Here is a 13,937-nt window from a genome sequence, read left to right on the forward strand (position 1 = left end):
CAATGTTACCAAATTGTTAAGTAAAAGTTTGTTTAATGTAAACAATTAATTATATTTGATAACGATTTGATAACATTAAATACCTAAAGATATGAAAAAGTGTGTAATTTTAGTTGCAATATTGTTCTCTGGAATTTTAGTTGCACAAGAAACAAAACCGGAATTAGAAGCTGTTGGAAACAAAGTAAAAGCTACTTATTACTATGAAAATGGTAAAGTACAACAAGAAGGCTTTTTTAAGGGCGGTAAATTAGATGGCGTTTGGGTATCGTATGATGAAAAAGGAAATAAAGTTGCCGTAGGAGAATACACAGACGGATTGAAAACTGGAAAATGGGTTTTCTTCAATGAAAAAAATCTTTGCGAGGTTGCTTATGAAAACAGCAAAATAGCTTCGGTTAAAAATTTACAAAAAAATGCTTTAGCAAATAGAAATTAATACGATTTCGAATAATTTAGAAAACCGCTTTTATTAGCGGTTTTTTTTTGGTCAATACAGAATGTTGTTGTAGAGAAACATAAAATATTTTGGCTAATCATTTTAACCGCAAGGAACGCAAGTTTTTATTTATAAGATTTTATATAAACGCAAAGTTCGCAAAACTATAATTTAAGTTTTGCGAACTTTGCGTTTGTAATCAGAATAATAAGATAAGGACTTGCGTTCTCCTATATTTGCAAAGTTAATTTATGACTTGTAATATTTTAATCTCGCAAAAACACATTCCCGAGGCTTCGGGAGCATAATTTTTTAAACTTTATATTATTAAATTTCGCTAAAATAAAAGACATCAATAATATAAACTTTGCGTCCTTGCGCCTTTGCGAGATTATTTTAGCCCAGTAAAAAAACTTGCGTTCCTTGCGGTTAAATGTTTATGCCTTTATTTTTTTACAGGACTTATTTCGTCTTCCGTACCAAATTATAAAACCTGTAACTGGTAAGGCTGCAGCAATCAGGCTAACTATAAAAGCAATAATTTTTCCTGGCAGATCTAAGATTTGTCCCGTATGGATTCCGTAATTCATTTCGACAACCTGAAGACCTAAAGTCTTTTTATCAAAGGTTTGGCTTTGAATTAATTTTCCGTTACCCGGATGAAAATAATAGTTGCTTTGATGATCATATCTCAAAGTATGCGGATAAGCGCCGGTATTAATAATGTCACCTTTTTGCTGAGGACAGGTTACAAAAATCATTTCGGCTTTTGGCTGTAGTTTTATAGTTTCTGTAAAAGCACGATCGACAGCGGTAATTTTGTTATTGTCAAATTTAGTAATATCGATTACTGGGGCTTTTGTTTCTAAGGCTTTATCACCACCAAAATTAAAGCTTTTGTAAATACCATCTCCAACCCACTCATAAGTAAAAGTGAGTCCAGTAATAGCAATAATAACAGCGACAATAGAAATGTAAAATCCGGATGTATTGTGCCAGTCATAGTTTACACGACGCCATTTTGCAGACCATTTTACTGTAAAACTTCTTTTTATATCGCTTTTGCGTTTTGGCCACCATTGAATAATTCCAGAAATCAGTAATAAAATAAAAATAATTGTTGCACTGCCAATAATGTGTTTGCCTATATAATCCGGCAAAAGCAAATACAAGTGAATATATTCGACAATGATAAAAAAGTCAGTTTCGGGATTTTCTGTTTTTAAATATTTTCCTGTATATGGATTAAAATAGAGATAGAGATTTTCTGTATCAGAATACGTATAGACAATTGCAGATCTATTTTTGCCGTAATACGAAACCATGCTCGATTTATTCTTTGGAGCAATTTCTTTGGCTTTTTCAAATAAAACCGAAGGCAATACAAAAGGTTTATTTTGAGGTTCAACCAATCGCGATTCTTTTCTGGTTATGTCTTTTATCTCATCATGAAAACAAAAGATGCAACCGGTAATGCTGATTATAAAAACAATAAGCCCGGAAATTAATCCGAGCCATTTATGTAGAAAACGTATTTTTTTTTTGAATCCCATTTTTTGAATAAAGCGTAAAAGTATATGCTAAATCAATAGAGGGCAAATTATTTAAGGTAATTTTTACAAAACTGCTTTTTTTGGTTTTAAGGAATAAGCAACATATAGAGATACAGATGCTAAAACAATCCAGAAAACATCAATAAAAAATACCTGAATCTGGTTTTGCATAAACGAATTCCAGAACCAATTTCCGGAAACAATTCCGTTTGTAACAGGAATTAAAAATCCAAAAATACTTCCTGAAACCAAGCAGAATTTATTGGTAAAAGCATCGTTCTTTTTAAAGATAAAAAAGACTGCAAGAATCAGCCATCCTCCAAAATATACAAGGAAAAGATTGCTTTGTGACAACGGATAAAATATTTTGGAGGCAATAAATGCAAGCGCCGTAATAGGATACATGCTCAGGCATATTGCCAGATAAATACGAACTACTCCGGCATTAAAACGTCTTTTTTTCTCAGGCAGATTGTTTTTTTGTCTGGCAACTAACCAGATCATTACGCCCGAAATGATAACGAAGCAAGTGATAATTCCTAAAACGAAACTCACTATTTTTAATGGATAACCTCCATAATCACCAAAGTGTATTCTGTATAAAACATTTTTCACACCATCTAAATAGTTGTTTTGAGTAACAGGATTTTTCCTTGCAATTTCTTTTCCGTCAGCGATCCTGTAAACTACTTTTCCTATTCCGGTGAATTTTTTATGGCTTAGCATTTCGCCTTCTACCAAAACGTGCATATTAGCATCGCCATAATTCTGAATAAAAACGCGGGTGATTTCAAAATCTTTCCAGTTGCCTTTTGCTTTTGCAACCAATTGATCGATATTAAAAGGTGTTGCCAGTTTTTTATTATCGAATTTATAATCCGGATCTTTATACTCTAGTTCTTTGTATAATTTATCCTGATCACCTTGATACAATGCCATTACAGCTGGTGCAACAATAAGAAGTTTGATCATAAAAAAAGCTCCTGTTACAGCATAAACAAACTGAAAAGGAAGACCAATCATTCCTAATGCCGTATGTGCATCTGTCCACAACGTTTTTAATTTTTCCTTAGGTCGAAAAATGTAAAAGTTAGAAACAATTTTTTTCCAATGTAATAAAACCCCGGTCACAATTGCAAATAAGAAAAACAAGGCAACAAAACCGGAAAGATAATAACCAACCGGATAAGGTATTTGTGCCAGGAAATGTAATCTGTATAAAAATTCACCTAATGAATAAGATTCTTCGTAAGTGAATGTTTTAAAGGTTTTTGTATCAAGATAAAAGAATGTTCCCTCTTTTTGTTTTGCTGGAGCCAAAGTGTCTTTGGTACCTTCCATATAAACGGCAACTCTTCGTTCGTTGCTTGGTTTGGATATGGTTATATTTCTTCCGTGTAAAACATATTCTTTGTCAAGTTTGTTTAAAGTTGTATTATAGTCTAATTGAATTTCTCTGGTAATGGCTGTAGATTCATTTCTTTCCCAATTGATAATTTCGTCTCTGAAAAAAGAAAAAGACCCTGCGAAAAAAATCACAAAAAGCACCACACTGATCACGATTCCGCTTACAGTATGTGTATGAAAATAGATGTTATAATGACGGTTATTCATGAGTTATTTTGCTATCGGATTATAGGTTTGACCCAGATAAATAAAAAGAGAAAAAACTAAAGTAAGCAGGATATAAATACCCCAAATTTTCCATCCGCTTTTTGCTAAAAAAGCAAGTACCATAAGTGCTACCCAAAGAATAAATCCGGTAAAAGCCATTGTCATCAAAATATTAGCACGGTTGAGCCAGGATGCCAAAGCCAAATGAAAAGTGACTGAAACAAAATAGCCGCCTATTATAGCAGCTGTAATTTTGGCAAATCGTTGCCATTTTGATTGTGTTAGATATTTAGGATTTGCTGGCATATTTTGGTTAGAAATAAGTTAGTTGTAATAGAATTCCAGTAAAGCGACAATAATAAAAAGTCCGGCAATAGCGAATCGGCTTATTTTTTTTAGTGGAGTTAAAATGATAATTAAACTTCCAATTGTCATTAGCTGAATAAAAAACATTAATGTGCCACAGCATAATGATTGTGTAAAAAGCCAAAGAGAATAAGCTAGTAAAAGAAGTCCTAAACCTAAAAATTTTGTTGGTTTTGGATTGCTTTTCATCCATTTTTCAAAACCTAAATCATAAGATAAAGTGGCTCTTTTTGAAGTGTAATAAAGCGTATAAAATGCTAAAAAAACGATAAGGCTTGCTATTGTTATCATAATTGCATAGAATTTAAAAAACACCTTTCCGGTTAAAAGGAAAGGTGTTTTTATGATTTTTTATTAGAATCTGTACGAGAAACTTGCCGCAACAGTTCTCATGTTTCTTGGATGAATTGTAGACCAACCATCATAAGTATCAACATTACCAATGTTGTCTAATTTTAATGTCAATGTGTATTTTTCTGTTCCGTAGAATACAGAAGAATTAAGCACTGTATATTCCGGAATTGTAAATTGTCCAACAATTGTACGGTTCATGATTTTGTTTTTGCTGGCATAATTTCCTCCAAAACCTAAACCAAAACCTTGTAAATCTCCTTCCAGGAATTTATAACTTGCCCAAAGATTGGCTAAGTTTTGTGGTCCTCCGCTTTCTGGTCTGTGACCTACGAAGTCTGGATCACCAGCTAGTAAAACTGCATCATTATAGCTGTAACCAGCAACAATGTTTAATCCGTCAATTGGGTTTGCAACGATTTCTGCTTCAAAGCCTTTATTTTTTTGTGCTCCATCCTGGAAAGCTGTTTGCGTTGTAGCGCCATAAACAACATAAACCTGATCTTTTACTTCGATGTTATAGTAACTAAATGTTGCGTATAATTTATCTTTGAATACGTTTAATTTTGTTCCAATTTCAAATTGATTAGCATGCTCTGGTTTGAAAGTTCTTGGTCGTGTACTTCCGTCTGATAAAATTTCTGTTACAGGAGCTGAATTAGCAAAACCGTCCATGTAATTAGCAAAAAGAGATACTTTATCAATAATTGGCTGATAAACTAATCCAAATTTTGGTGAGAAAGCAGTTTGATTAAAATCATCTGCGTTTGTGCTTAAATCGCCCGCTGTAATAAAACGGTCAACACGTAAACTTGCCATTGCTAATAAAGAAGGAGTAAAGTTAATTACGTCTGATGCATAAACACTATATACTTCTTGTTTTGTTTTATTGGTACTTATACCTGCATCGGCTATAAGAGCGTCAGTTCCGGCTTTCGTTAAGTTTCCATTATCACCATTAGTGATGTATTTTGCAGGATCAGTAATCTGATATAGATATTGATTTACAGTTGCTACATCCAGGTTACCAATATAAATATTACCATTTGATACGTAGTTAGAACCATTGTCAATTGCACCTCTGTTGAAATAATCCAAACCAACAACAATTCTGTTTCTCATTTCTCCGATTTTAAAATCACCAATGAAATTTTGTTGAATATCAGTTGTAAGTGTTGTAGAGTTTTGGTAATTCATAGAACGTCCTAAAACAATTCCTTCACTTATTTGAGTTGGTGCAAATCGTGTACCTTCATATAAATAAGAATAATATCCTTGTGATGAAGACGAACCTCTAGAAACTACAGTTTGAGAAGTCCATTGGTCATTAAATTTGTAATTCATTTGCCCTTGAAGACTGTAAGATGGAGTTTCAATAGCAAGTTGATTACTGGTGTAAGAACGTTTATTGTCATAACCCAATTCATTCATGTTGTGAACTCTTAGAGCAGTCCCTCTGTCTAAAAACAACATTGTTGCATTGGTTTGTTTGTTGTTCATGAATTCGGTATTAATGAAAAACGAAAGTTTGTCACTAACCTGATAAGATAAAGATGGAGCAAAAAAGAATGATTTTTTAAATCCGGCATCTTGAAAACTGTTCTCTGTGTGGTAAGCACTATTTACACGGAAATTGATTTTATGTTCTTCGTCTAATGGAGTGTTTACATCTACAGTAACTCTGTTTAACCCGTTGCTTCCTGCAGTATAATTTACCTCACCACCAAAATGATCGTATGGTTTTTTTGTAGTAATGTTAATTAAACCTCCGTAAGAGATTAAGCTGCTTCCAAACAAAGTTCCTGATGGCCCTTTGATTACTTCAATTTTATCAATGTTTGCAGGATCTAAACTTCCATTTGTTAATCCTGGCAATCCGTTGATCATAGTTGGCTGAACAGCAAATCCTCTTAATGAAAAATATCCTGCTCCGTCACCTCCACGTCCTGTAGAAGCCCAAAGTGGTGTTAATCCCGGAGCATTTTTTAATGCATCATCAAGATTGGTAACAACTTGTTCTTTTAAAAGTTCACTTGTGATAGTGGTATAAACTTGTGGGTTTTCAAGATTTTTAAGTGGTAATCTTGATACTTGTTGTGTCTCTTTGCGAGCTAATGGATTCTTTTTTCCATTACCGTTGATTACAATTTCGTCTAATTGCTCAGAATTTGAACTAATAGTGAAGTCTTCTACTATATCATCACCAGCATTAAGAGAAACGCTTTTTTCTTTAGATGAATGTCCAACTGCAGAAACTTTTATAACGTAGCTTCCCGGTTTTAGATTTTTAATTTCATAAAAACCATTACTGTCTGTATTAGTTCCTATTTTAGTTCCTTTTAATATAATCGAAACATTATCTGCAGCCTGATTATTGTTTAAGCTAATTTGACCTTTGATGCTTGCTTTTTCCTGTGCTGAGATACTTGTAGCTGTTAATAGAAAGAAACAAAAGCTCAAAAAAGAAATTGTAAATTTATATTTCATTTTTATTTAGAATTGATTTTAATAGCGCAAATTTAGTTGTTGATTATCAACTATACAAGCTATTCTTATTTATTCTAAATAAAATACTTAATAAAAGGTAAAAATCACATTTCTTTAAAAAATTAACAATTATTTACAGGTATAATTTTATTTAAACTAAAAAACCCTGTTCAGTTAAATGAACAGGGTTTTTATTTATATTGAAAAGGATTACAATTACAATTCTAAAGCACGTTTAGCATCGCCATTTAATAATAATTCCAATGGATTTTCTAATGCTTCTTTTACAGCAACTAAGAAACCAACAGACTCACGTCCGTCGATAATTCTGTGGTCATAAGAAAGTGCCACGTACATCATTGGGTGAATTTCTACTTTGCCGTTTACAGCAATTGGACGCTCAATAATATTGTGCATTCCTAAAATTCCTGATTGAGGAGGGTTGATAATTGGAGTACTTAACATACTTCCAAATACACCACCGTTAGTAATTGTAAAAGTTCCACCAGTCATATCGTCAACAGTAATTTGACCGTCACGAGCTCTAAGTGCTAATCTTTTAATTTCAGCTTCAATTCCGCGGAAAGATAAGTTTTCAGCATTACGAACAACAGGAACCATTAAACCTTTTGGTCCTGAAACTGCGATAGAGATATCAGCAAAATCGTAAGCTACTTTATAATCACCATCCATCATAGAGTTAACATCAGGATATAATTCTAAAGCTCTTGTAACTGCTTTTGTAAAGAAAGACATGTAACCTAAACCAAGACCACCATGTTTTGCTTTAAAAGCATCTTTGTATTCGTTACGAATCAAGTTGATTGGCGTCATGTTAACTTCGTTGAAAGTCGTTAACATAGCAGTTTCGTTTTTAGCAGCAACTAATCTCTCTGCTACTTTACGACGCAACATTGATAATTTTGTACGCTCAGATCCACGGTTTCCTCCAGTTGGAGTTCCCATAGAAGGCACTGCATTTACAGCATCATCTTTAGTGATTCTTCCGCCTTTACCAGTTCCTGAAACAGTTGCTGGTGCTATATTTTTTTCGTCTAATATTTTTCTTGCTGCCGGAGATGGAGTTCCTGCTGCATAACTTGTAGCTGCCGGAGCTTGTACTGGTGCTGCTTTTGGCGCCTCAGCTTTTACTTCAGCCTTTGGAGCTTCGGCTTTAGGTGCTTCTGCCGCTGGTGCAGCCGGAGCATCACCTGCAGGTTTTACACCATCTGTATCAATTAAACAAACTACAGCTCCTACAGCAACTGCATCACCTTCTTCTGCTTTAAGCGTAATAATTCCGCTCATTTCAGCAGGTAATTCAAGAGTTGCTTTGTCTGAATCAACTTCAGCAATAGCTTGATCTTTTTCTACATAATCTCCGTCTTTTACTAACCAAGTTGCAATTTCAACTTCTTTTATTGATTCCCCTGGTGATGGGACTTTCATTTCTAAAATCATCTTATTTTTTGTTTAAGGTTTTTATGGTTTAAAGTTTCCTGTTAGCTTGAACCTGAAACTTTAAACTTGAAACATTCTTTTTATCTGAATAAATTTTTATCGAATACCATTCTAATTGCATCTGCATGACGACGTTTTGCACGTGTGTAACTTCCTGAAGCCGGTGCAGCGTAAGCTTTTAGTGAAGCTAATCTCCATTTTACAAGATCAAAGTTCATTAACATAAAGCTGTAAGCTCCCATATTTTTAGGTTCTTCCTGAGCCCAAACATAATCGTCAGCATTTGGATATTGTGCGATAATTGCTTTTAATTGCTCAACTGGTAAAGGGAATAATTGCTCAATACGAACAACTGCAACATCATTTCTTCCGTTGTTTTCTCTTTCTGCAACGATATCATAGTAGAATTTACCAGTAACAAAAACTAATGTTTTTACTGCTTTTTTATCTACTGTATTGTCGTCAATAGTTTCCTGGAAACTTCCGTTAGCTAATTCATCAGCTGTAGATACGCATCTTGGATCACGCAATAAACTTTTTGGAGAAAAAACTATTAAAGGTTTACGGAAATTCGTTTTCATTTGTCTTCTCAACAAGTGAAAGAAGTTGGCTGGCGTTGTACAATCTGCAACATACATATTTTGTCTTGCGCAAAGTTGTAAGTAACGCTCCATTCTTGCCGAAGAGTGTTCAGCACCTTGTCCTTCATATCCGTGAGGTAATAATAAAACGATACCATTTTGGTTGTTCCATTTATCTTCACCACATGAAATATATTGGTCAATCATGATTTGCGCTCCATTAGAGAAATCTCCAAATTGTGCCTCCCAAATTGTTAATGCGTTTGGATTTGCTAATGCATATCCATAATCAAAACCAAGAACTCCGTACTCAGATAAAAGTGAATTGAATACGCCGAATTTTCCTTTTTTGTTTTCGATAGAATCCAATAAAATTACTTCTTCTTCAGAATCTTCCACTTTAACAACAGCATGACGGTGAGAGAATGTACCACGCTCTACGTCCTGACCAGAAATACGAATATCAAATCCCTCAGTCAAAAGTGAACCGTAAGCTAATGCTTCTGCAGTTCCCCAATCGATAGTGTTATTGTCGTATCCTGCTTTTCTGTCTGTAACAATTTTAGTTATTTTATTAATGAACTTTTTGTCTTCAGGTAATGTTGAAATTGTAGTGATAATAGAATCCAGTCCTTTTTTGTCAAAAGTAGTGTTTACTTTTTCAAGCATTTGAGTATCTGTTACCTGAACAAATCCATCCCATTCGTTTTTCATGAATGGAGTTATAATAGTCAAATCTTTTTTACGGGAAGCTTCTAAATTCTCCTCCATCAAAGATTTGTATTCTTTTTCTAAAGCATTTACATAAGATGCATCGATTACGCCGTCTGACAATAATTTCTCTGCATAAATATCTCTTGGATTTTTATGTTTTGCGATGATTTTATATAAAACCGGTTGTGTAAAACGTGGTTCATCACCTTCGTTATGACCGTATTTTCTATATCCTAATAAATCGATAAATACGTCACGTCCAAATTGCATTCTGTAATCTAATGCAAAAGATACGGCGTGTACAACAGCTTCAGCATCATCAGCATTTACGTGTAATACTGGCGAAAGTGTAACTTTTGCAACGTCTGTACAATAAGTAGATGAACGAGCGTCTAAATAGTTTGTTGTAAAACCAACCTGATTGTTGATTACGATATGAATTGTTCCTCCGGTTTTGTAACCGTCAAGTTGCGCCATCTGGATGATTTCATACAAGATACCCTGACCTGCGATTGCAGCATCTCCGTGAACGGCGATAGGTAATACTTTAGAGAAATCATTAGCATAATATTTATCTTGCTTCGCTCTTGTAATTCCTTCAATTACAGCTCCAACCGTTTCTAAGTGAGAAGGGTTTGGTGCTAAATTGATATTGATATTTTTTCCTGTTCTTGTTTTTTTGTCAGCCGTAAGACCTAAGTGGTATTTTACGTCACCGTCAAAATATTCCTGATCATAATCTTTACCGTCAAATTCACCAAAGATATCTTGGGTAGATTTACCAAAGATGTTTGCCAAAACGTTCAAACGACCGCGGTGAGCCATTCCCATTACGAATTGTTCAACACCTTTTTCCGCAGCTTGTTCGATCAAGGCATCTAAAGCCGGAATAATAGATTCTCCACCTTCTAATGAAAAACGTTTTTGACCTACGTATTTAGTATGTAAAAAGTTCTCGAAAGAAACGGCTTGATTTAATTTGTTTAAGATAGTTTTCTTTTCTTCAGAATTGAAATTAGGCTGATTAACATTTACAGCTAATTTATCCTGAATCCATTTTACAACGCCAGGGTTTCTGATGTACATATATTCAATGCCAATATGCTGGCAGTAAATAGATTGTAATCGTGTTACAATGTCTTGTAATGTAGATGGTCCCACTCCAATTGTCTGAGCAGCATCAAAAACTGTTGAAAGATCAGCAGTTGTTAATCCAAAATTTTCAATGTCTAAAGTTGGAGAAGATGTTCTGCGGTCACGAACAGGATTTGTTTTTGTAAACAAATGTCCGCGAGTACGGTATCCATCAATTAATTTTAGAACGTTAAATTCTTTTTGCAGTTTTTCTGAAACTTTACTGTAATCTGTGTTGTCGCTAGTCACATATTCAACAATCTGTTGAACCGGATTTTCGTCATTATAAGTCGTTTGTCCAAAGTCAAAACCTTGAAAAAAACTTCTCCAGCTTGGCTCAACGCTATCTGGATTTACTAAATACTGATCATATAATTGTGCGAAAAACTCTGTATGCGCTGCATTTAAAAATGAAAACCTATCCATAATATTAGTGAATATACTTTTTGTTAAATAGAATGGCAAAAGTACAACAATCGACTTTATTTAAACCTTTTTTTTACGTACTTTTACGTAAAAATTTGTTAAAAATAGACTCAACTATGAATAAAATTCAATTTTCAATCGATTGCAAACTATTTTTTGTGATTTTGACAGTCTTATTTTCTAGTTCAGCAATTGCACAACAAAATTATGTAATTGATAACAGCAATCATTTTTGGGACAAAGTACAATTTGGTGGAGGTCTTGGTTTAGGAATAGGTTCCGGCTATACAGATATCTCCGTAATGCCAAGTGCCATCTATAATATAAACGAAATTGTAGCAGTAGGTGTTGGGCTGCAATTTGGTTATTTATCGTCTAAAAGTTATTACAATTCCTTTGTTTATGGTGGGAGTGTAGTGGGACTTGTAAACCCGATTCCGGAAATTCAGCTCTCGGCAGAATTAGAGCAGGTTCGCGTAAATACCGATTATAATTCGACTCCATACAGACCAAGTTATTCAGATAATTATTGGAACACTGCCTTATATCTTGGTGCAGGTTACAGAGCCGGAAGTGTTACCATTGGTGCACGTTACGACGTTTTATATGATCCTGACAGAAGTCTTTACGGATCAGGATTTATGCCTTTTGTGAGAGTATATTTTTGATAAAAAAGACACTAAGGTTCTAAGTTTTTAAAATCATGATAGTGAGAAAATATCTTTTTATACTTATTGTTATTATAATTTCGAGTTGTAATGATTCTAAAAAAGTAGAAGTAATAGAAAAAAAAGTTGTAAAAAAAGAGCTGAGACCTTTCTTTGATTCGGATAAAATCGATCATTATCACGTAGATTACACTCTTGAAAAGATAATTGATTTTGAACTCGAAAATCTAAAATCAAAAAAGAATAAAGAGTTTTCAGATTTATTTATGGGATATTTTCCCGATAGTATTCCTAAAAAAGATTTTGAGAAAATTTTGCTAAGTCATAATTACAAGAAATCTAACCTAACGATTAAGCAACAAAAGGAGATCGAAAGTGTATTCAGTGAAAAAGATTCTTTGCAAATGAATGCGTATGCTTGTGTTCCTGAATATCGTGATATTTTTATTTTTAAGAAGAAAGAAAAAACAGTTGGAATAGCAAAAATTTGTTTTAAATGTGGTCGTTTCCAAATAATAGGAAGTAAACTAGATGTAAGCGGGTTTGGACTTTGGACGGAATTAGAAAAATTACAAAATATAGTTCCAGCCAATAATAAAAAACTTAGAGCCTCAGAGCCTTAGCAACTCAGAACCTTCTATTTATAATGATTTCGAAACCAAACTTTTTGCCATTCTCTTTTTAAGACCAAAAAAGAAACCTGTTCAGCAAGAATTACCAAATCTGATCCGTCTAATTTTTTGATTTCAATTTCAGAAACATCAATAATATAAAGCAGATTAAGATATTCAGCAAATTTGTACTGAATCATTCTGTAAATTTTTTCGTGAAGCTGGATTTTTAATTCTTCGGGAGAAATACTCAAAGGAAAATCAATTCCTTCATTGGCGAGATTAAAGTCTTTATTGATTTGCTCAATCAGACTTAAATATAGATTTCCACTTTCGGCATCAGCCAATAAAATATCGGTATTTTCAGGAATCGGAAACATTGATGCTTTTTAAGATTGACGCAAAGTTAAAACTAAAAAATCATTTAACTGTCGATTCTCTTTCAATGATTCTTGTAGGAAGTTCAATAATTTGATGCGTTACCGGTCGATGCTCTTTTATGTCTACAATTTCATCAATTAAAAGCGAAACTGCCTGATGTCCCATTTCGAATCCCGGTTGGTCAATTGTTGTTAGTTTTGGTGAAATTACCGTACTCATAAACCAATTGCTGAATCCAAAAACAGCAACTTGTTCAGGAGTTTTTATTCCGGCTTCATTAAAGTATTTAATAATCCCGATAGCGACCAAATCAGTAATCGCAAAAATGGCGTCGATATCCGGATTTTCGGTCATTATTTTTTGGGCATTTTCGTAACCATCTTCAAAATCAGTATTGTTATCACAAACGTAAACCAATTTCGAATCGTACTCAATTCCGTGTGCTTCCAGCGCTCTTTTATATCCTAAAAAGCGATCAATTGAATTTTGCGGAACATAGGAACCTCTAAAATGCGAAATTTTTTTATATCCTTTATTAATAAGGTACGAAACAGCATCAAAAGCCGCTTTTGCATCGTTAATAACAACTTTAGAACAATCAACTCTTTTTGCAATTTTATCAAAGAGAACAACAGGAGTATTTTTTCGGATGGCATCATTAATATGAGTGAAATCATCAGTTTCATTTGAGAGTGACATTAAAACCCCGTCAACACGTTTTTGAATTAATAAAGCAAGCTGCTTTTTCTCTAATTCATATTTTTCGTTAGATTGTAGAATAATGACCAGATATCCTCTTTTTTCGGCTTCATCCAGAATACCATTTAAGACACTCGAAAAAAAGTGATGAACGGTGGCGGGAATAATAACGCCAATTGTTTTGGTTTCATTGGTTCTAAGGTTAACGGCAACAGAATTAGGGATGTAATTCATTGTTTCTGCCATTTCCAGAACTCTGGCGCGTGTAGACTTACTAATATCAGTATATCCTTTTAACGCTTTTGAAACCGTTGTAACCGAAATTCCTAATGCCGAGGCTATATCTATTAATTTTGTGTCATTCATGAAATAAAAGTACTAAAAATAAACTGCATCGATAAAAAATTAACTTCCGAAAACGTTTTAGGTGTTTTCGAAAACGTTTTCGATTT

12 protein-coding genes are annotated in these 13,937 nt (G+C 33.8%); 3 read left to right on the plus strand and 9 right to left on the minus strand.

Features of this window, described 5'->3' with window-relative positions; all coding sequences use genetic code 11:
* Nucleotides 1–91 precede the first annotated feature (91 nt).
* Nucleotides 92–439: a toxin-antitoxin system YwqK family antitoxin gene (locus tag ASF10_RS01100; RefSeq protein WP_056244219.1), complete on the plus strand. Its 348-nt coding sequence runs from the start codon at nt 92–94 to the stop codon at nt 437–439.
* Between the two features lie 437 nt (nt 440–876).
* On the opposite strand, the gene ASF10_RS01105 is transcribed toward ASF10_RS01100, so the two are convergent.
* The 7 genes from ASF10_RS01105 to ASF10_RS01135 all read right to left on the minus strand — a co-directional run bounded on the left by ASF10_RS01105 (nt 877) and on the right by ASF10_RS01135 (nt 11,126).
* Nucleotides 877–1,992, minus strand: a complete 1,116-nt coding sequence (locus tag ASF10_RS01105) for a PepSY-associated TM helix domain-containing protein (RefSeq protein WP_056244222.1) — start codon at nt 1,990–1,992, stop codon at nt 877–879.
* A 63-nt stretch (nt 1,993–2,055) separates the two neighbouring features.
* A complete protein-coding gene (locus ASF10_RS01110; protein WP_056244226.1) occupies nt 2,056–3,606 on the minus strand; it encodes a PepSY-associated TM helix domain-containing protein in 1,551 nt (516 codons plus the stop codon).
* Between the two features lie 3 nt (nt 3,607–3,609).
* On the minus strand, nt 3,610–3,912 hold the full coding sequence (locus tag ASF10_RS01115; protein WP_056244230.1) for a hypothetical protein: 303 nt from the start codon (nt 3,910–3,912) through the stop codon (nt 3,610–3,612).
* Nucleotides 3,913–3,930: 18 nt separating this feature from the next.
* Nucleotides 3,931–4,263 carry a hypothetical protein gene (locus tag ASF10_RS01120; RefSeq protein WP_056244233.1) on the minus strand — a complete coding sequence of 111 codons (333 nt, stop codon included), beginning with the start codon at nt 4,261–4,263 and terminating at the stop codon, nt 3,931–3,933.
* A gap of 63 nt (nt 4,264–4,326) precedes the next feature.
* Entirely contained in the window at nt 4,327–6,810 is a 2,484-nt protein-coding gene (locus ASF10_RS01125) for a TonB-dependent receptor (protein WP_056244238.1), read from the minus strand.
* 216 nt (nt 6,811–7,026) lie between these two features.
* Nucleotides 7,027–8,271, minus strand: a complete 1,245-nt coding sequence (odhB, locus tag ASF10_RS01130) for a 2-oxoglutarate dehydrogenase complex dihydrolipoyllysine-residue succinyltransferase (RefSeq protein ID WP_056244241.1) — start codon at nt 8,269–8,271, stop codon at nt 7,027–7,029.
* An 80-nt stretch (nt 8,272–8,351) separates the two neighbouring features.
* The gene (locus tag ASF10_RS01135; RefSeq protein ID WP_056244245.1) at nt 8,352–11,126 is read right to left on the minus strand and encodes a 2-oxoglutarate dehydrogenase E1 component; all 2,775 of its coding nucleotides are present in this window, start codon (nt 11,124–11,126) and stop codon (nt 8,352–8,354) included.
* Between the two features lie 116 nt (nt 11,127–11,242).
* Between ASF10_RS01135 and ASF10_RS01140 the strand changes: the two genes are divergently transcribed.
* Together ASF10_RS01140 and ASF10_RS01145 are read left to right on the plus strand one after the other, a co-directional pair.
* Nucleotides 11,243–11,794 carry a hypothetical protein gene (locus ASF10_RS01140; protein WP_056245529.1) on the plus strand — a complete coding sequence of 184 codons (552 nt, stop codon included), beginning with the start codon at nt 11,243–11,245 and terminating at the stop codon, nt 11,792–11,794.
* Between the two features lie 35 nt (nt 11,795–11,829).
* A complete protein-coding gene (locus ASF10_RS01145; RefSeq protein ID WP_056244249.1) occupies nt 11,830–12,417 on the plus strand; it encodes a hypothetical protein in 588 nt (195 codons plus the stop codon).
* A gap of 14 nt (nt 12,418–12,431) precedes the next feature.
* Here the strand turns inward: ASF10_RS01145 and ASF10_RS01150 are convergent, their stop codons facing one another.
* Together ASF10_RS01150 and ASF10_RS01155 are read right to left on the minus strand one after the other, a co-directional pair.
* Complete coding sequence (locus ASF10_RS01150; RefSeq protein ID WP_056244254.1) at nt 12,432–12,785, minus strand: hypothetical protein; 354 nt, start codon at nt 12,783–12,785, stop codon at nt 12,432–12,434.
* A 40-nt stretch (nt 12,786–12,825) separates the two neighbouring features.
* Nucleotides 12,826–13,851, minus strand: coding sequence for a LacI family DNA-binding transcriptional regulator (locus ASF10_RS01155; protein WP_056244257.1), 1,026 nt, complete (start codon nt 13,849–13,851; stop codon nt 12,826–12,828).
* Between the last annotated feature and the right edge of the window lie 86 nt (nt 13,852–13,937).

The organism is Flavobacterium sp. Leaf82, assembly GCF_001422725.1.
In the GTDB taxonomy this organism is placed as follows: Bacteria; Bacteroidota; Bacteroidia; order Flavobacteriales; family Flavobacteriaceae; genus Flavobacterium.